The following is a 17,693-nucleotide window of genomic DNA, read 5'->3' on the forward strand; positions in this document are numbered from 1 at the left end:
CCCCCCGCGGCCCTTGCCCCTTGCCCTCTTTGCCCTCCTGGAGTCCCCCATGGCCATCAACAACACGCCCCCGCGCGCCGTCTGCACAACCGTTCCCGACCCGGAAGGCCGAGGGTCCGTACTCCGCGTCCGCTACACCCACCACCTCGACGGCGAGAGTCTGGCGCTGAAGCTGTACGACCGCTACGGCCGCCGCCAGGAGACCGGCGAGCGCCTCCCGGACGACCTCGCCCTCGCCGACCTGGCCGATCTGCTGGGCGAGCAGGGGGCCAGCTGCGCCGAGGGCTGGCATGTATCGGAGCTCGAACCCACGGAGGGGACTTGGAACGCGGTCTGGCCCTGGGCCTGCGAGCAGGTTCGCCGGCTCCTGCCCGACCTGTCCTGGAGCGTCGAACCCGAGCGACGCATCCATCTGCCCTGGCACGACGAATCCGGCACATCGCCGGCCGACAGTCTCTGAAGGCGCCCCTGCACCGGCGGTCCATGGCCCCGTGCTCCGCGCACGGCCTCTGCCGGACGTTGAAGGGGCTTGGGGGCGAACCGAACGTTGCATGTTCACTTTTCACGATGTACTGTCATGTCATCGCCCGGCGCACGGCGCCCGCGACTTCCCCCTCTCTCCGTCATCCCAGGTGAGGTTGCCTTGTTCTCGCATCTGCCCGATGTGCCGGATTCCGCGCTGCTGTCGAGTGCCTCCGCTGCCGCCCGGCAGCGGAGGGTGGTTCCCGACAGCGAGTTCAAGATCATCAGTTCGCTTCAGTTCCAGCTCTACCGGGAGCTGCACGCCGCAGCCGCCGACACGGTACGGCCGCCGGTCCAGGCAGCCACCCGCCCGTTGGCGGTGTCCCGGCTGACGCGCGCGCTGAACAGCATCTTGGAGCACCGGGAGGAGGCCGCCGTCTTCCGCCAGGTCTACGCGCACCTGGCGAACGCGGCGCTGGAGGATGAGCGCGCGGCAAACGGGCTTCTCGTCCTGTCCAGCGGACAGCAGGGTGCGGGCGCCTCGTTCCTCAAGCGTCTGCTGCGCTTCGCGGCGGCGGACACCCCGGTGCGCACCGTCCAGCTCCTCGTCGCTCATTTCCTGACATCCGAGGACCGGGACACGGTCCGTGCGGTTCTGGGGCAGCTCGCGGGTCTGGAGTGGGCGCTTGACCCCGACGACGTCCACCAGGAGCTGATCCTGGACTCCGGCAACGCCCGCCCGAAGCCGCCCGTGAACCCCGACTTCGTCATCGACGCAGGCCAGTCCGAAGTCCAGCGGTTTCGCGAACTGCTGCCGCCGGACGCCGAGTCGGCCACGCCGTTCGCCAACTGCCTCACCGACACCGGCAGCGCGGCCTGGGCGGTGCCGGACTGGCACCGCATCCGCAACTGGCGCCGCCGGTATGTCGCGGCGCACTCCCGGAGCGTCGACTGGGCGGTGAAGAAGGCCGAGGCGTACCGCGAGTGCCGCGAACCCCTGGCGCCCTACGACCACCCGGGCGACCTGGCGGAGGCCGTCGTCACCCAGCTCCGGCAGGAGGCCGACCGTGCGGCGTCTGCCCGCCTTTTCCAGCTCACCGGCTCCGTGGCCGAGATGGCGCTGCGCCGCGTGCAGCGGCGCTGCGAGCGGGCCACCACACCGTTCGACCCGCGCCACCGTCCCTCCGCGCGCGGGATGTTGTTCCTCGACATCCCCTTCCGGCTCCCCACCGGCCGACGCATCGTCGGCTACGTGTGGGGCCCCTGGTCCCCGCGCCCGGAGGACGGGTGGATGCGCCTGGGGGACGATGGCGGGCCGTGCCCGCTGGACCTTCCGCAAGAGGATGCGTCCTGGACCTGGGTGACCCCCCTGACGTGCGACGAGTCGCTGCTGAAGTTGCCCTTCGCCCCCAGCGGCACGTTGCTGCTGCGCCCCGGCGACACCGTGGAGGCCGAGACACGGCTGCGAGACCCCGAGAACCCCGAGCGGTACCGGGACGGCGTGGGGCCGCTCGGCCGCAGCGAGCTGCTGATCCGGCACGTCCGCAGCCTGTGGGAGCTGCTGACACAGCATGAGCGGTCCTCGGTCCGTGTCCTGGCCGAGCAGGTGCACGAGGCCAGGCCGCGCGAGCAGCGTTCCGACCGGCGCCGGGGTATCACCGACTCCGGCCAGGTGACGACCGTGTGGGTCGACCCGGACGCGGGCGAGCGGTACCGGGCCCAGCGGCGTGCTGAGAGCGGGTCCGGCCGCAAGCTGACCGTCCGGTACTGGAGGGGCGAGCACGAGCGGGACCAGTGCCCCAACTCGCATGAGCACGCAGTCCGTGAGGCGACTGTGGCCGGGAGCTGCCCGCACTACGAGATCACCATTCCCGAGCACGTCGTCGGGCCCGCCGGGGCGCCGTGGTCCGACCGGATGCGGCGGGCCCGCGCTCGGGAAGCAGCGCACTCCTCCCGCGACGAGAGCGCGTAGTCCATCGCACCAGAACGGGCGGGCAGAGCATCTGCCCGCCCGCCGGGCTCCGGCAATCCGGCCGGGGCTCTATCTGCCCGTTCCCTTGCTCCGAGGAGAGCCATGTCCGACGACCGAAACTCTTGCGCGCCCGCGCACCGCTGTCAGCCGCTGCACACCGTCTACGGCCTGGTCGCGCTGCTCGCCGGCGCCGGAGTCCTTCTCCAGCAGCCGGTGATGCTCCTGTTCGTCTTCCCGCTCGCTGTCATCGCACGGGAGGTGAACCGCCTCGTCCGCACCTGGACCGTCTCCCGCCCCGCCGGTGAGACGAAGGCCGAAGCCGAGGTGGTCCTCAAGACTGGTTCGTCCTTCGCCCGGCGGGCGTGGGGTGTGGCGGCGGGACTGCTGGACGCACTGCTGGTCGCGGCCGCATTCGCGGTCTGCGCGGTGCTGCTGCGCGGTGACGGGGCCGTCCTCGTTCCACGCGGCTCGGCGGCCGACTACCTCGCGCTCGCCGGCACAGCCGTGTTCATCGCGGCGCACGCCTACACCCACTTCAAGGCCGCAGGGCCGGCACGCACCGACGCCTAGCCCCGGCCCAGGCCGGCGAACCCCGTCGTGTCCGCGCGTCGACGGGCACTGAAGAAGGGAACCGATCCGATGACCGGCGAACGCCACCGGCACACCCGCCCGCACCCGAAGGAGGCGGAGATCCGCGCCTTGCTGCGCGAGGGGTACCGCGATGCCGAGATCCGGCGGCGCACGGGCGCGGACGTGCGCACCATTGCCCGGCGCCGGGCGGAAGGCGGGTTCGGTCCGGCGACGATTCGCCGCCGCGCTCCCCGGAAGCATCCGAAGGACGCGGAGATCCGCGCGCGCCTCGCCGCGATGAGCAGCGAGGCCATCGCTCGGGAACTGGGCGTGGACCGGGCCGCGGTGCGCCGTATCCGCAGGGAGAGCGGCATCCGGTTCGTCCCGCCAACGTACGCGACCGCCGAGGAGAAGTGGGCCGACCGCGTCCGCCCGGCCGGGGAGGGGCACCTGGAATGGACGGGGGAGCGCAGCACGCGCAGCGGCTCGCCGGTCATGCGCTTCCGGGAGAAGTCCGTCAGTCCGGCCGCGGTCTCCTTCCGGAAGCGGACCGGTCGGGATCCAGTCGGGCAGGTCAAGGCGGAGTGCGGGTACCCGCATTGCATCGCGCCCGCCCATGTCGAGGACGAGCCCGGACGTCGGCGTCTGCGCGAGCAGTTCCGGTTCCTCACGGGCGGCGCCTCGCCCGCTCCCGTCTGCCGGCACGGCCACGACCAGGTTGTTCATGGGCGATTCCAGCCGGACGGTGCCCCGTATTGCGCGGAGTGCAAGCGAGAGCAGAGGCCTGTGGCCTCTCCGTGGTCCATGACCGGCTCCCAGGGTGGTGTTGCATAGTCACTTTTCACAATGTACTGTGATTGTCATGCGAGTCGGGGATGCCCCCTCGCCATCCCCGACCGACTTCCCCCCGTGATGACTCAGGAGACGACTGTGACCACCTCCCTCGCGACCCGCTCGGCCGATGGCCGCATCCCTGGACAGCGCGGCCTCAAGACCCGCCAGAAGCTCGTGGACGCAACGATCGAGCTGCTCAACGCGGGCTCCTACCGCAACGTGACGGTGAAGGAGATCGCTCTCCACGTGGGCACCTCCCCGGCGACCTTCTACCTGTACTTCGCGGGAGTCGAAGACGTCATCCTCGAAGCCGCCGATCCACTCGTCGACGACACGGCGGCTGCCCTTGCCGACTTCCAGGACGGCGCCTGGGCGGCCGACGGTTTGCCCGGCGCATCCCGCCTCGTCGACGCGGTGCTGGACACCTGGAAGCGGCACCGCCCGGTCATGCGGGTGCTCACCGCCGTCGCGGCCGAGAGCGACGACCGCTTCATGCAGACGTACGCCGCTGTCACCCAGCCCGTGGCCCGCGTGCTGACCGCCACCATCGTGCCGAACCCGGCACCCGGCCCGGTGCCCAAGGCCGTCGCCCACAACCTCGTAGCGACACTCGCAGCAGCAGCCGGGCACGAGGGCACCAGGCGCGTCGCAGGGCTGAGCAACAAGGCGCGGCGCGAGGGACTTGCGCACCTCGTCCTCGCCACCGTGACTACCGCCGCGCTCTGACCCTCACCTGCCACCTGGCCCTACTCCACACCACCGGGGGGACCCGTGTTCCAGCTCGTCTCATTCGCCATCGGCATCACCGTCGGCGCGGTGATCGCCTTCATCGGCCGCCACAGGCAGCCGCTCTGGCGCCGCCGGGTACTCCCGCTCTCGGTCGCCTCGGCTGGCCCCGAACTCGTCGCCGCCCTCTCCCTCGCCGTCGTCGAGCGGCACCCCGGCCTTCATCACCAGGCCGCGTACGCCACCGTGAGCGTCTTCGAGCGCAACAGCCCCGATTCCACGGTCCACATCTATCCGGCGCGCGGCCCCCGCCTCGGTTCCATCCGTCTGGACTCCGGCGGTCCGGGCCTGACGGGAGACCGGCCTGCCCGGCTGCTGTCCGACATGAACCTTCCGTGCGGCGTCATGGTGATCCCTCTCGCCACGACCTGATCCCCTGGCGCTGCCGCTCCCGCCTCCCACGGGGCGGCCACCCGGCCGCCCCGTCCAACTACCGGAAGACACATGACGTCCATCGACACCGCTCGCCACTTCCAGCCGCAGGGAACCTCCAGCGACATCTGCCGTGATCACAACCGGGCGGTCCTCGCTCCCGCCGTCGCCCTCGAAGCCCTCCGCCAGGGCTGGGGACCGGACCTGACGGATGAGCAGCTCGACCAGTGCGCGGCGACCGCCGAGCGCCACCCTCTGTCCGACACGTCTCGCGCCGCCGTCCGCACGGCACTTGAGCCCGCCCTATGTGAAACCGATTCCGCGGAGGCCGTGCACGAGCGGCTGTTCACGCTGCCGCCCGGCCATCCGCTTCGGATCCGCCTCGGCGACCAGGAGCACTTCCTCGTCCCCGTCCCCATCACGCTGTGACCTGACCGCCGCAGGCTGCGAGCAGCAGGCGAACGGCTGGGGGCCGGTGCCGCCCACAGCTGCACCAGCCGCCGTACGACAGCGTTTTGGCAGGATCCCCGTCGCCCGAAGAAGCAAGATCCGACACCAGGGGAAACCATGTCCGTTCAACTGCGCCGACTCCTGCCCACCGCGCTGCTCGCCGCCTCGCTCCTCGCCTCCGGCTGCGCCGCCGGCCACGACACCACGCCCAACCCCTCGGGCACCCACGCGAACAGCACCGGGTCTCACCCGACGTCCGCCGCCGACCTGCCCCAGGGCATCGCGAAGGCGGGAGCACAGCAGCCCGTCGACGGCGGCAGCTGGACCGTCACCCTCCAGCGCCTCGAACGCCTACCGGCCGGCACCGGCCCTTCGAAGGCGCCCGCCGGGTCGGGCGCCTACCGGACCCGGATGACCGTGACGAACACGCGCCCCCAGGTCGCGACGGCTCCGCAGATCGCCTTGACCATTCGCTACGGCGATCTCGGCCACGAGGTCCTCGAGATGCCGGCCGGCCCAACGTCCGCCTCGCCCGCGGCGCATGAGCCCGTTCGGGTAGCCCCGAACGGCTCCGTCAGCCGGGACGTACGTCTGGTCCTCCCCGATCAGGCGCAGGGCCAGCGCGTCACCATGACCGTCGAGGCCACGCCTGAGGGCCTGGCCGAGCCGGAGCTGCTGTTCTTCGAAGACGCCGTGCCGGGCCGGCCGGCCGCGCCTTCACCGGCGCAGGCGCCCGGCGACCTCGACCGCCGGGAGGCCGTCACACCGCTGGGGCAGTGGAACGCCGGGCTGCGCTTGTCGGAGGTCTCGCTCTCCGGCCAGGGCGGCGCCTCCCGCCGCGCCCGCCTGGAGCTGAGCGTGGCCAACGGCACCAGCGACCCGTTGCCCGGGCTCGGCACCACACTACGGGTCCTGGCCGGCGAGGACCTTCACCTGATCACCACCATCCGCCCGGCGTACGGATACCACGACGCCGCCATCGCGCCGCACCGCACCGCCACCCAGACCGTCGGCTTCCGCATCCCCGCGGCCGCCGCCGACGGCCCGGTGACCATCGAGGCCGTCGCCGCGGACGGCTCCCGCCTCACCTTCCAGGGCCGTCTCGGTTGACCCTTCGCAGGAAATCCGGGCGGCCTGTCACACCAGACCCCGTCCTCGCACCTGTAGCAGGCGACGGCGCTCCCTTACGACACGAACAGGAACTCACCATGGCCCCTCGTCGCCTTCTCGCCGCCGGCTTCACGATCGTCTCCGCGCTGCTCGCTTCCGCCTGCGGCCCGCTGAACACTGCGCCCTCCAGCGCCGAGGCGGCACCCGCCCCCGCCGGCGTTGCGGCGGCACCCGCCCTGGCGCAGCTGGAGACCTTGCCGGTCAAGCCCCACGGATCCCTGGCCGGCTACAGCCGTCAAGCGTTCGGTCCGGCCTGGAGCGACGACGGCACCGTCGCCCTCTCGCACAACCACTGCCCGACCCGCCAGGACGTCTTGGCCCGCGACCTGGCCGACGTGGTGCGGGCCAAGGACGGGTGCACCGTCCTTTCCGGCGTCCTGCACGACCGGTACACCGGCAAGACCATTCGCTTCCACCGCGGCCCCGGAACCTCGCTGGCGGTGCAGATCGACCACATCGTGCCCTTGGCCCTCGCCTGGCAGTCCGGAGCCCGCCAGCTGAGCGCCGGGCAGCGGCTGGACCTGGCCAACGACCCGGATAATCTAGTTTCTAGCGACGGTCCGACAAACGCCGGCAAGGGCGCCAAGGACGCCTCCGCCTGGATGCCGCCGCGCAGCAGCGCCCGTTGCTGGTACGCCGCCGCACAGGTGAAGGTGAAGGCCAAGTACCGGCTCTCGGTGTCCTCCGCGGAGCGGACGGCTCTGCAGTCCTGCCCGGACGCCGGCCACGGCGAGGCAGGCCGATGACGGGCCTGGCGCCGTTTCCCCTGCCCTTCAGCGGCGACTCCGGCCGCTGGGAGTACGCCCTTCGGGTAGCGGTTCGCCAACTGTGGGACGCGCCGGAGGACACGGACCTGATGGTGCCGGAGCGTGACGCTGCTGGTCGAGCAGGCCGTCGAGGTGGAGCGGCAGGAGGAGGCCGTCGATCCGCGATCCACGCGGAGCCCGCCCTGTCGCCTCTTCCCGCCCCCGGACCGGGCCTGCCAGAGGGGTTGACCTCACGCGCCTCGCTCGACGAGGTGCGAGAGCAACTGGAGGAACTCGGCCATGGGTTGCGCCATGCCCGGGTTGTTCTGCGCGGTGCGCAAAGCGATGACACGGAAAACAGTACGCGGAAGGGCGAGGAATATGCGCGGTAGCCACGACCAGCGTCCCCGGTGGCGGGACGAGAACCCGGACGTCTACGCGGAACTCAAGCGCGCCTATGGGGTGCTCGGGCACTGCGGCGTTCTCATGGTGCTCAGCCTGAGCCTGATCGGTACGACGCTGACCGTCGGGTTTCTGCAGTGGCCCGACTGGCTGGAACGAACAGTGCGTCTGGTCGCGAGTCTGGGGGCGGTGTGCTGTGCCCTGTTCGCCCTGGGGCGGCTGGTGCGTGCCGTGTGGCGGACGCTGCGGGCTTTGGTCCGGTCGCGCCGCCCACGCGCCGGCGAGAGCGGCGAAGGCGGCGCAAAGCCGCAGGGAGCAGTGGGGGCGGACAGCGCCTCCGCTTCGTCGGCGCGGTCGTGAGGCAGGCGTGCCGGTCACCACGGGGATCGTTCCCTTGCGTCGCAGACGGCCTCCCACTCCGCGAGGGTGCGGCACTTTTCAGGTGTGCGGGCACGCCAGGCACGCTCGGCCTCGGCCAGGGAGGCGAGGATGCGGTCGCGGATGACGAAGGCCGGCGGATCAGGCGCCGCCGGCCCAGTGGGCAGGTGCCGGGCGTGCAGGCGGGCGCGCAGGAGCTCCATGGCGTTCCGGAAGGCCTGGTTGGGCGGAACCGCCGACGCCGCTGCGGCCGGACCGGAGGCATCGATGCCGGCCGGGACAAGGTGCTCGGCGCGCTCTCGCCAGCGGGCCATGATCAAGGCGGCCGGGGAGGCGGGTCGGCGAGGCACGCGCCATGCGAGGAGCTCGGCAGCGATGTCCGCGGCCGAGCGGCCGGCAGCGATCCAGGGCCGCAGGGCGAAGGCGAGCCGGCGCAGGCCCTCGGCCTGGGTCCAGGGCACCCGGGGGCGGATCCAGGCAGCGACGGACACCGCGTGGGCGGCCTGGTCGGGGGTGGCCCGGTAGGGCTCCGGGACGTCGTGGCGGCGCGTGGGCGGGCGGGTGTGCCGACGCCGTCGCGGCGTACGGGTGTTGTTCTTCCTTCTCTCTACCTCAGCTGTAGGACGTGGGTGGTTGGACCTACAGGAAGGGGTGTCACGGCGGCCGTGGCCGGTGGTACGGCGACGGGCGTCGGCGATGGCCATCGCGCGGCCGTGGTCGGTGTATCCGATGTGGCGGGCGTGGTAGCCGTGGCCGCTGATGCGGTGGCCGAGGGCGGTGTCCCAGGCTCGGGGCACGACGGCGGCGTAGATGGTGGCGGTGCCCGCCCATTCGCCGCTGCCTGCGGGGCGGGTGTTGGTGCGGCTGCCGTGAACGGCCCAGACGAGCAGGCCGAGTTCGCGCAGCACGGCAATGTGCCGTTCCAGGGTGCGGCGGCTGATGCCGAGGCGCCGCCACATGGCCTCGCGGCAGTAGGCGACGTGTCCGTCGGCGTTCAGGCGCGCGGCAAGGTCGCGTGCGACGCGCAGTGTGGTGTCGCCGGCCTTCGGGTGCAGGCCCTCGGCGATCGCCCAGGTGGCTGCGCGCAGGAAGTCGCCGCGCCGGCAGCGGCGGGACGCGGTGGTGCCGATCTCCTGGTCGGCGTGCGCGCGGATCAACACAAACAGGTTGTTCGTGGATATTCGGGGTTGTCCGCGCGGTGGGTGCGGCGGGGCGTCGGCTTCTTGGACCGGCGCGCGGGCATGCTGCATCATGGGCAGGGCACGCCCTCCTTTCGGGCATGCGACGGCCCCGTCTCGGTGGGGCCGGGTTCTTCGGGAACCAAGAGATCCGCCCTGGCAGGGGCGGTGTTGCCCGGTCGTGGACCGGGTTCTTCACCGGGCGGGCTGGACACCCGCCGGGTGGTGGCAGAAGTGCGGCGGGGCAGGCCGAGGTGCTGGACACACCGGGTGGCTTGCCGCCGCGGGGCAGCCGCGAGGGGACTGCCCCACTGTCAGGTCATGCGCGCATCGGGCTCCTGGGGTCGGGCGGTCAGGGAGGTCAGTGGCCCATGCCCGCGCCGCCGTCGACGGGCACCACGGCACCGGTGATGTAGGAGGCCTGGTCGGAGGTGAGGAACGCGACGGTCGCCGCTATCTCCTCGGGGCGGGCGAGACGGCCCAGCGGGATCTGGCTCTTGAGGTTCTCGAGCTGATCCTCGCTCAGCTGCTGGCTCATCGCGGTCTCGGTGAGGCCGGGGGCAACGACGTTGAAGGTGATGCCCCGGGAGCCGAGCTCGCGGGCCATGGAGCGGGCGAAGCCGACGAGGCCGGCCTTGGAGGCGGCGTAGTTGGCCTGGCCGCTCTCGCCGCGCAGGGCGACGGCGGAGGAGATGAAGACCACGCGGCCCTTCTTCGCGCGGAGCATGCCGCGGGTGGCCCGCTTGGTGACGCGGAAGGCGCCGGTGAGGTTGGTGTCGAGGACCGAGGTGAAGTCGTCCTCGGTCATGCGCATCAGCAGCTGGTCCTTGGTGATGCCAGCGTTGGCGATGAGGACCTCGACGGGGCCGTGCTGCTCTTCGACCTGCTTGAAGGCGAGGTCGACCTGTTCGGTGTCGGTGATGTCGCAGCGGACGCCGAGCAGGCCCTCGGGGGGCTCGCCCGAGCGGTAGGTCACGGCGACGCGGTCTCCGGCGTCGGCGAGGTGCCGGGCGATGGCCAGGCCTATGCCGCGGTTGCCGCCGGTGATCAGGACTGAACGGGACACGAGGTGGTGCCTTTCTGTGGTGCTTTGCGGTGCTGTGCAGTCAATCAGCTCGCCCGGCGGGCTCCCGAACGGGTCAGCCACCCGCTCATCGCGGCGGCGGCATCCATCACCGCGGACACGTAGCGGGCGCAGGTCGCGGGCCGCTTCATCTGGGCGTCGCCGGCCAGCAGGGCAACGGAGCCGGCGACAGCCGATCCGTACCAGAGGGGAGCGGCGATCATGGTCCGGCCCGGCAACGGCGCAGGACCTACGGCGTGACCTTCCTCACGGATGCGAGAAATGTCGATCTTGGAGTCGTTCGGGGAGCCGAGGCAGGCGAGGATCGCCAGACCGGCAGCGTCGGCGTGCAGGGGGGCGGCTTCGAGGGCGCGCAGTGCCTCCGGGGTCTCGGTGAGCAGCGCTTTGCCGTGTGCACCGTATGCCCGATCTGCGCAGATCCTCATCGGAGTGCCGATCAGGTGCGGTCGGTAAACAAATACGATCTGGCCGGTTCTCGACTGTAGTGTGACGAGCTCAGCCCTCACGGCAGGCGAGGGCTGTCCAGCCGACGCCGGCTGGGAAGTCAGAGTTGAGTGGGGTGCACCGTGCAGCGCGTCGACCAGCGCATATCCAGCGCGCGGGCCCCGCTGTTCAACGGCTCCCTCTCGCACCATGGCCTGCAGATATCGATGCGCGGTGGCAGCGGGAAGCCCTGCCGACTCCGCGATCACGGCCACGGGATACTCCCCCGGGCCGAGCCGAACCAGAGCCCGGAGCACCGCCATGGTGCGCGCCACGGCGCCGCCAGTGCGGTCCGACGGTCCGGCAACGGGATGCAGCAACGCGAACTCCCCCTCGCGAAATCGAGGACCGTCACGTCTCCCACAACGCGCATTCGATCCGGTGGCCGATTCTTCACGGCCAAGATCCCGCGCACCAGGTTCGGAATTTTCCGGTTCGCGACTTTCAGGAGCGAGGGCTTCCGGTAATTCGCCGTCCGCAGCGGCACAGCACCACGGGGAAGGGTACAAAGTTGAACAATAAGGAGGCGTTGCAGCAGCTGCTGCAATGGAAGCGTCGACAGATAGACCCCGTCGAACTCGGCTGGCCCAAGCGCACCGGGCGCGGCCGCCGCTCGCCCGGTCTTTCCCAGGCCCAGGTGGCCCAGGCGCTGTTCGTGAGCGAGCGCACCTACGCGGTCCTGGAGCGCGGCGACATGGAGGCGCCGAAGCCGGAGTTCCTCGACAGCGTCGCCCGGGTGCTGCGCATGGAGGAACGCGAGCGCACCGCGCTGTACGTCTACGCGCTGGGCTACGAGCCGCCCATCCCCATGGACCCGATGGCGGGCACCAACGTCGCGCCGGCCTGGCAGCACGCGGTCAACCACGTCACCGGGCAGCCCTGCTACATCAACGACCTGGCCTGGAACGTCCTCGCCGCCAACGACGACTTCATCGCGATGTTCCCGCAGGAGCCGGGCACGACACCGCGTCTGCCCGAGCAGAACCTGATCCGATGGATGCTCCTGCGGGAGGACGCGCGTGAACACCATCTGGTCGACTGGGAGAAGCGGTGGGCCGAGCCCGTCGCGGCCCAGCTGCGCACCGCGGTGGCTGCGCACCCCGAGAGCGAAGACCTCCAGCAGCTCGACAAGGAGGTCAACGACGACCCCGTCGTCGGCCCGATCTACCGCAACCACAACATCGCCTACATCCACCCCGACGGCGACACCCGGGTCATGCGGCACGCCGGCTACTCCGTCCCGCAGGGCTGCGCCGACAGCCGGGACCGCTGCTGCGAGCGGCACGCCCCCTCCCAGCTGGGCAACGTCACCATGTGCGCGGCGCAGCCGTTCGGCAGCCCCGGTGCCCGGTTCTTCTTCCTGGTGTTCGAACCCACCCGTCCCTGACCCGCCGTGTTGCCGCGGCCCGGCGGCCACGATTGCCGCCGGGCCGCCCAGCACCCACAATCCATGCCCATGGCACTTGCACCTGACATGAGACAGATCGCTCCCGGCGTTTTCGGGTGGCTCCCTCAGCAGTCCTCCACCTGGGGCCTGGCCAACTGCGGCCTGATCACCTCCCAGGGCGAGGCCCTGCTCGTCGACACCCCCTACACGCCGGCCCTGACCGACGCGTTCCTGGACGCCGCACGCGCAAGTGCCGCTCCCGGCACCCGGCTGGACCGGGTCGCCGTCACCCACGCCAACGGGGACCACACCTGGGGGCTGCAGCGGCTGGCGGAGGCCGAGATCCTCGCCACACGGGCCGCCCTGGAGCACCAGTGCCTGGAGCCGACCCCCCAGCAGCTGCAGACCCTCACCCGTGACACCGACCCCGGCCAGCCCCTGGGCTGGTATTTCCGCCAGCACTTCGGCAAGTTCGACTTCACCGGCATCGAGGTCCTCCCGCCGACTGACACTTTCAGCGGACGCCGCGACCTCGTGGTCGGCTCCATACCCGTGGAACTGCACGAGGTGGGTCCGGCCCACACCGTCGGCGATCTGATCGTCCATCTCCCCGAGCAGCGGATCGTCTTCGCCGGCGACATCGTCTTCTCCGGCGACCACCCCTCGCACTGGGCCGGCCCCCTGGAGCGCGTCTCCGACGCCTGCTCCCGGATCCTCGCGCTTGACCCCGAGTGGATCGTGCCGGGCCACGGGCCGCTGATGCGCCCCGAGGATCTCAAGGCGTACGTCGACTACCTCGACGACCTCGCAGACCAGGCCTACCTGATGCACGGCCAGGGCCGGACCGCCGTCGAGGCGGCCCGCATCCTGATCAAGGAAGACCGCTACACCGGCCTGGGCCTGCCCGAGCGCCTCGCGATCTCCCTGAGCACGGAGTATCGCCACCTCGACAAGGACCCGGCCGCACCGGACCTGCTGGAACTCATGGACCACGCCGCTCGCATCGCCTGGGACCGCTCGTCCGCTGAGCCGCCGAACGTGTGAACCTCCCGAGCCCTGCTCGCTTCTTGCACTGTTCCGGCTGGCGAAACAGGCCCCGCCTTCATTCCGGTCATTGAAATATGAACTGCTCCCCAGGCCGGTCCGGCTTGCCCTGGCACCAGCCGGCGCGGTCGACTACTGGCGTCGGCGCGCCGTGCACGCACGGGGGAGCGCCGCCCAGGCACCGAGGGCCCTCCCACGCCCGTCGACGTGCGCGGTCGAGCAGCAGCTGTTGCTGGACTCGATTCCGGATGCCGCCGCCGGCCCCCCGGCGGCGGCACCCGCTCGCAGCCGTCCCGCTCCAGGGAGAGTTCATGCCCTCCGTACCCCTTCCCGTTCCCGCCCCCGTCCCCGAGTTCCTCGCCCCACGCGTCAACTCCGTTCGGGACGCCGCCCGCGCCGGCCAACCGGCCAGCGCTCTGGCCCGGGCTCGCCTGATCAGCACCGAACTCGCCGACAGCTACGGCCCCCTGCACCCCTATGCCCTCCACGCCCTCGAGCTCGTCGCCTACTGCGCCCAGCTCGCCGGGCATCCGGCAACCGCCACCGAAACCGCGGTGCAGGCCACCGCGGGATGGCAGCGGATCCTGCCCGCCGGGCACCGCCAGATCCTGCGGCAGGCCCGCAACGCCGCCGCCAGCTGGCTCACGGTCACCGACGCGACCGAGGCCGTGCGGACCGGCACCGCCCTCCTGACGCTGATGCCCTCGGTCTTCGGCCCCGGCCATCCCTCCAGCACCTTCGTTGAACGGCGACTTACGGCCATCACCGGACCTGACCGTTACGCGGCCGCCAAGGCCCTGCGCGCCACCGGCCCTGCCCTGCTCGTCCGCCCCTGAGGCTTTCGCCTAGATGCATTCAACTGTCCCAGGACATAGGCATATACCGGAACGTGGTCTACCGGAAAAAACCGGGCCTGGCTGCCCTTGATCTCCCTGGCCGAGAATCGGCCTCGGACCGATCGCGTTGTGGGAGACGCGGGGTCCCCGACCGCGAGGGGGAATTCGCGTTGAACCGCACAGGAGCCACATCCGCTCCACCCGAAGCCGAGACCTGTCCGGCCCGTTCACGGGCACAGGCCCGCCGCACGGCTTCCCGGACAAGGACCGCGTCCGTCCCGCGCCGGACGGACGCGGGCACACCTGCCGCCGGCCCGCGGCGCCCCGCTTCATCGGCGGCCCCCTCTCGCTGCGACCGGCCGGAACGCGACACCTGCCTTCCGGCCGTGATCGTAAGCTCGCCGGGTCCTGGCCCGACGTACACAGCCATGTCCGTCGAGACGCGGTAGAGGAGCACCTCTCCGCGGCCTCGTCGCATGGCCCGTACGCCAGCCCACCCGACATCCGAAAGGGACCCGTCATGACAGCGTCCGCCCAGCCCCGCATTCGCGTCCTGCGCCTGACCGGATCGGTGCTCGCCTGCACTGTGGCCGCCACTGTGCTGGCCGGCTGCGGCTCCGGTGATTCCAAGAGCACCTCGTCCGCGCCCTCCGCCACCGCGGCGGCGTCCAAGTCGCCCTCCAGCGACCCGGACCAGGCAGCCAAGGACGAAGTTCTCGCCGCGTACAACAACATGCGCGACATTCAGGTCAAGATGGCCGAAGACGGCGATCTGCACACCCAGGACCTGGCCAAGTACGCCAAGGGTGACGCCGCGGCCGACCTGAAGAAGTCCGTCCTGCGCAACAGGTCGATGGGCATCAAGTTCACCGGCCAGCCCCAGACGGACCCCGAGGTCACCTCCGTCGACACGAAGAAGAAGACCGCCACGCTGAGCGACTGCTTCGATGCGACCAAGTGGAAGCCCGTCTACACCAGCTCCGGCAAGCCCGTTGAGCTGGCCAAGCAGCGCCTGAAGTACCCCGTCACGTCCCAAGCCACGCTGGAGGGCGACACATGGCTCATCACGAAGATCACGGCAGACCGAACGAAGGGCTGCTGATACGCGGTGCCCGCGTAACGGGTGCGCTCGCCGTCCTGTTCGCCCTGCTGCCCGCCGGCCTGGCCTACGCCGGCGGGGGCGCCCACGGCTGTTCGGACGTGGATGTGTGCGTCGACGCCGGCACCTCCGGCAAGCCGGGCCACGGCGGGTCCCAACAAGGCGGCAGCGGTGGCGGCAAGGGCAGCAGCGGCAAGGGCGACGGGATGTGCAAGCTCGTCGACGACACCGAGATCCCCTGCATCCCCGGGTACAACCCCAAGGACCGCTGCTTCTACCAGCTGATGGACCCGCAGCCGCCGTCCGGGCCCGGCCACACCGACATGAACGGTGCCGACACCAGCGGCCCGGGCGCCTTCTACCAGAAGGACTGCATCGTCAACGACGTAGGCGGCACGGTCTGGCTGACCACGCCGCCGCCCACGATCCTGCCCGACCCGGCCGAACTCGCGCGCCAGGCACGGGACAAGATGACCCTGCGCGGTGCCGACATCGGCTCCTCCCCCGGCCCCGGCAAGCCGGGCCTGGTCGGGATGCCCGTGTGGCTGTGGAACAACAAGAGCGACACCACCTGGGGGCCCAACAGCGCCACCGCTGCCGTCCCGGGGCTGTCCGTGACCGCCACCGCCCGCGTCACCAAGATCACGTACTCCATGGGAGACGGCGGCTCGGTCACGTGCACCACCGCCGGCACGCCGTACAAGAAGTCCTACGGCGGCAAGTCCTCGCCGGACTGCGGCTACCGCTACACGAAGGTCTCCACCGGCAAGCCGGGCGGCAAGTTCACCATCACCGCGACCAGTTCGTGGGAGATCACCTGGCAGGCCTCGACCGGCGAAGGCGGAACGCTCCCCGACGAGGTCCGTACGTCCACCACCACAGCGCGCGTCGGCGAGCTGCAGGTCGTCAACTAGCACGAGGAAACGCACCACGATGTCTCTTACCAAGGAGCAGGCGGCGCCCAAGCGGGAACGCGCACAGGCCACCGCGCCGCTGCCGATCACCAACGACGCACCGCGCAGCCGGCGCCGTCCGGTGGTCGTCGGTGCCGGTCTGGCGCTCGCGGCCGTCGGCGCACTCGTGTCGGTGTGGATGGTCAACGAGGCCGGCGACAAGGTCTCCGTCGTCGCAACCCGCCACGCCATCGAGGCCGGAGACACCATCAAGGCCTCCGACCTGGTCGCGACGGAGATATCCCACGACGCCCAGCTGCGCTCCGTGCCCGCCTCCCGGTCCTCCGAGCTCGTCGGAAAGCGGGCCTCCTCCGACTTGCCCGAAGGCGTCCTGGTCACCGAGGACTCGGTGAGTTCCGGATCCAGCGTGACCGCGGGCAAGTCCGTGGTCGGCATCCTGGCCAAGCCCGGTCAGCTGCCCGTGCAAAAGCTCCACACCGGCGACAAGATCACCGTCGTGCACACCCCGCAGGACGGCAGCGCCTCGGCCTCCTCCAGCAAGCCGGGGTCGGCACCCGACAGCCTGCCCGCCGTCGTCTCCCGGGTCGGCTCCCCCGACGCCAACGGCGCCGTCGTCGTCGACGTCGCCGCGTCCGAGGTCAACAGCACCTCGCTCGCCGCGTGGGCCGCGGGCGGCAACGTGTCGATCGTGCTCGAGGCGGACAACTGATGGCCATCATCGCGCTGGCCTCCGGGAAGTCCAGCGGGGTCACGTGCTCGGCCCTCGCCCTCGCGCTGTCCTCACCGCGCCCCTCCCTCCTGGTGGAGGCCGACCCCGCGGGCGGCACTGTCCGCGCCGGATACCTCGGAGGCGAAGGCACCGCCCAGATCGGCCTGCACCGCCTGGCCACGGCCGACCGGCAGGGCACCCTGGCCCGGGAGTTCCGACACCACTGGATCTCCCTGGACAAGGAGCACTCGGGCAACCGCATGCTGCTGCCCGGACTGACCGCGCCCACCCAGGCTCCTTCCATGGCCCGGACCTGGGACAGCATCGCCGAGCTGCTGTCGGTCCTGGACAGCCAGGGCTTCGACGTCATCATCGACGCCGGCCGCATCGTGGCCGAGTCCGAGACCCACCTCAGCAGCCGCTCCTACCCCGCCCCCCTGCTGCGGGCCGCCGACGCCGTCCTGCTCGTCGTGCGCTCCACCCAGGCCTCCGTCGTCGCCGCCGCGCCGGCCGCGCGGGTCCTCAAGGAGGACCTGGCGAGCAACGGAACCGGCGCCGACGCACTGGGCCTGCTGGTGATCGAAGAGGGCAGCGCCTCCACCAGCAACGTGCAGCAGTGGCTGCAGACCCCCGTGGTCTGCGCCCTGGACTGGGACCCCGACACCGCGGACGTGTTCACCCACGGACAGGCACGGCTGCGCCGCACCGCCAAGGGCCTGCTGCGCTCGGCGCGCACCGCGCACGACCGCCTGCACGAGGTCGTCACCCGGCGCCGTATCCAGCTCCATCCCGCGCACTACAGCGCCCTGGCCTGAAG

20 protein-coding genes and 1 pseudogene are annotated in these 17,693 nt (G+C 71.2%); 17 read left to right on the forward strand and 4 right to left on the reverse strand.

The genetic code is table 11. From position 1 onward, the window contains the following. The first annotated feature begins 49 nt into the window (after positions 1-49). The 10 genes from ACFV3R_RS10055 to ACFV3R_RS10100 all read left to right on the forward strand — a co-directional run bounded on the left by ACFV3R_RS10055 (position 50) and on the right by ACFV3R_RS10100 (position 8,124). Positions 50-460 carry a hypothetical protein gene (locus ACFV3R_RS10055; RefSeq protein WP_385578515.1) on the forward strand — a complete coding sequence of 137 codons (411 nt, stop codon included), beginning with the start codon at positions 50-52 and terminating at the stop codon, positions 458-460. Between the two features lie 183 nt (positions 461-643). Continuing rightward, entirely contained in the window at positions 644-2,434 is a 1,791-nt protein-coding gene (locus ACFV3R_RS10060) for a hypothetical protein (protein WP_385578518.1), read from the forward strand. A gap of 102 nt (positions 2,435-2,536) precedes the next feature. After that, positions 2,537-3,004 carry a hypothetical protein gene (locus tag ACFV3R_RS10065; RefSeq protein WP_385578521.1) on the forward strand — a complete coding sequence of 156 codons (468 nt, stop codon included), beginning with the start codon at positions 2,537-2,539 and terminating at the stop codon, positions 3,002-3,004. A 69-nt stretch (positions 3,005-3,073) separates the two neighbouring features. Beyond that, a complete protein-coding gene (locus tag ACFV3R_RS10070; RefSeq protein WP_385578524.1) occupies positions 3,074-3,838 on the forward strand; it encodes a hypothetical protein in 765 nt (254 codons plus the stop codon). Positions 3,839-3,934: 96 nt separating this feature from the next. Further along, positions 3,935-4,564 carry a TetR/AcrR family transcriptional regulator gene (locus tag ACFV3R_RS10075; protein ID WP_385578527.1) on the forward strand — a complete coding sequence of 210 codons (630 nt, stop codon included), beginning with the start codon at positions 3,935-3,937 and terminating at the stop codon, positions 4,562-4,564. Between the two features lie 45 nt (positions 4,565-4,609). After that, positions 4,610-4,996 carry a hypothetical protein gene (locus ACFV3R_RS10080; RefSeq protein ID WP_385578530.1) on the forward strand — a complete coding sequence of 129 codons (387 nt, stop codon included), beginning with the start codon at positions 4,610-4,612 and terminating at the stop codon, positions 4,994-4,996. Between the two features lie 72 nt (positions 4,997-5,068). Next, on the forward strand, positions 5,069-5,425 hold the full coding sequence (locus tag ACFV3R_RS10085; RefSeq protein WP_385578533.1) for a hypothetical protein: 357 nt from the start codon (positions 5,069-5,071) through the stop codon (positions 5,423-5,425). 138 nt (positions 5,426-5,563) lie between these two features. Continuing rightward, a complete protein-coding gene (locus tag ACFV3R_RS10090) occupies positions 5,564-6,556 on the forward strand; it encodes a hypothetical protein (protein WP_385578536.1) in 993 nt (330 codons plus the stop codon). A 98-nt stretch (positions 6,557-6,654) separates the two neighbouring features. Next, positions 6,655-7,362 carry an HNH endonuclease family protein gene (locus tag ACFV3R_RS10095; protein ID WP_385578538.1) on the forward strand — a complete coding sequence of 236 codons (708 nt, stop codon included), beginning with the start codon at positions 6,655-6,657 and terminating at the stop codon, positions 7,360-7,362. Between the two features lie 381 nt (positions 7,363-7,743). Next, positions 7,744-8,124 carry a hypothetical protein gene (locus ACFV3R_RS10100; RefSeq protein ID WP_385578540.1) on the forward strand — a complete coding sequence of 127 codons (381 nt, stop codon included), beginning with the start codon at positions 7,744-7,746 and terminating at the stop codon, positions 8,122-8,124. 14 nt (positions 8,125-8,138) lie between these two features. Here the strand turns inward: ACFV3R_RS10100 and ACFV3R_RS10105 are convergent, their stop codons facing one another. From ACFV3R_RS10105 to ACFV3R_RS10120, 4 genes and pseudogenes are all read right to left on the reverse strand, one after another. Continuing rightward, positions 8,139-9,299, reverse strand: coding sequence for a hypothetical protein (locus ACFV3R_RS10105; protein WP_385578542.1), 1,161 nt, complete (start codon positions 9,297-9,299; stop codon positions 8,139-8,141). Between the two features lie 382 nt (positions 9,300-9,681). Continuing rightward, complete coding sequence (locus tag ACFV3R_RS10110) at positions 9,682-10,386, reverse strand: beta-ketoacyl-ACP reductase (RefSeq protein WP_385578545.1); 705 nt, start codon at positions 10,384-10,386, stop codon at positions 9,682-9,684. A gap of 44 nt (positions 10,387-10,430) precedes the next feature. Then, positions 10,431-10,829 carry a hypothetical protein gene (locus ACFV3R_RS10115; protein ID WP_385579156.1) on the reverse strand — a complete coding sequence of 133 codons (399 nt, stop codon included), beginning with the start codon at positions 10,827-10,829 and terminating at the stop codon, positions 10,431-10,433. A gap of 192 nt (positions 10,830-11,021) precedes the next feature. Next, a pseudogene (locus ACFV3R_RS10120) lies at positions 11,022-11,162 on the reverse strand (helix-turn-helix domain-containing protein); the annotation flags it as partial. A 236-nt stretch (positions 11,163-11,398) separates the two neighbouring features. Between ACFV3R_RS10120 and ACFV3R_RS10125 the strand changes: the two are divergent. The 7 genes from ACFV3R_RS10125 (at position 11,399) to ACFV3R_RS10155 (ending at position 17,691) form a co-directional block, all read left to right on the forward strand. After that, positions 11,399-12,274 carry a helix-turn-helix domain-containing protein gene (locus ACFV3R_RS10125; RefSeq protein WP_385578548.1) on the forward strand — a complete coding sequence of 292 codons (876 nt, stop codon included), beginning with the start codon at positions 11,399-11,401 and terminating at the stop codon, positions 12,272-12,274. Positions 12,275-12,343: 69 nt separating this feature from the next. Then, a complete protein-coding gene (locus ACFV3R_RS10130; RefSeq protein WP_385578550.1) occupies positions 12,344-13,318 on the forward strand; it encodes an MBL fold metallo-hydrolase in 975 nt (324 codons plus the stop codon). Positions 13,319-13,629: 311 nt separating this feature from the next. After that, positions 13,630-14,154 (forward strand): hypothetical protein, encoded by a 525-nt coding sequence (locus ACFV3R_RS10135; protein ID WP_385578553.1) that lies wholly within the window; start codon positions 13,630-13,632, stop codon positions 14,152-14,154. A 520-nt stretch (positions 14,155-14,674) separates the two neighbouring features. Then, entirely contained in the window at positions 14,675-15,256 is a 582-nt protein-coding gene (locus ACFV3R_RS10140) for a hypothetical protein (RefSeq protein ID WP_385578556.1), read from the forward strand. Continuing rightward, positions 15,211-16,167 carry an ATP-binding protein gene (locus ACFV3R_RS10145; RefSeq protein ID WP_385578559.1) on the forward strand — a complete coding sequence of 319 codons (957 nt, stop codon included), beginning with the start codon at positions 15,211-15,213 and terminating at the stop codon, positions 16,165-16,167. The genes ACFV3R_RS10140 and ACFV3R_RS10145 overlap by 46 nt, the downstream gene beginning before the upstream one ends. A 19-nt stretch (positions 16,168-16,186) precedes the next feature. Next, positions 16,187-16,876: a flagella basal body P-ring formation protein FlgA gene (locus ACFV3R_RS10150; RefSeq protein ID WP_385578562.1), complete on the forward strand. Its 690-nt coding sequence runs from the start codon at positions 16,187-16,189 to the stop codon at positions 16,874-16,876. Then, entirely contained in the window at positions 16,876-17,691 is an 816-nt protein-coding gene (locus tag ACFV3R_RS10155) for a hypothetical protein (protein WP_385578565.1), read from the forward strand. Before ACFV3R_RS10150 ends, ACFV3R_RS10155 begins: the two co-directional genes overlap by 1 nt. The last annotated feature ends 2 nt before the right edge of the window (positions 17,692-17,693 follow it).

Source organism: Streptomyces sp. NPDC059740 (assembly GCF_042733155.1).
Classification (GTDB): Bacteria; Actinomycetota; Actinomycetes; order Streptomycetales; family Streptomycetaceae; genus Streptomyces.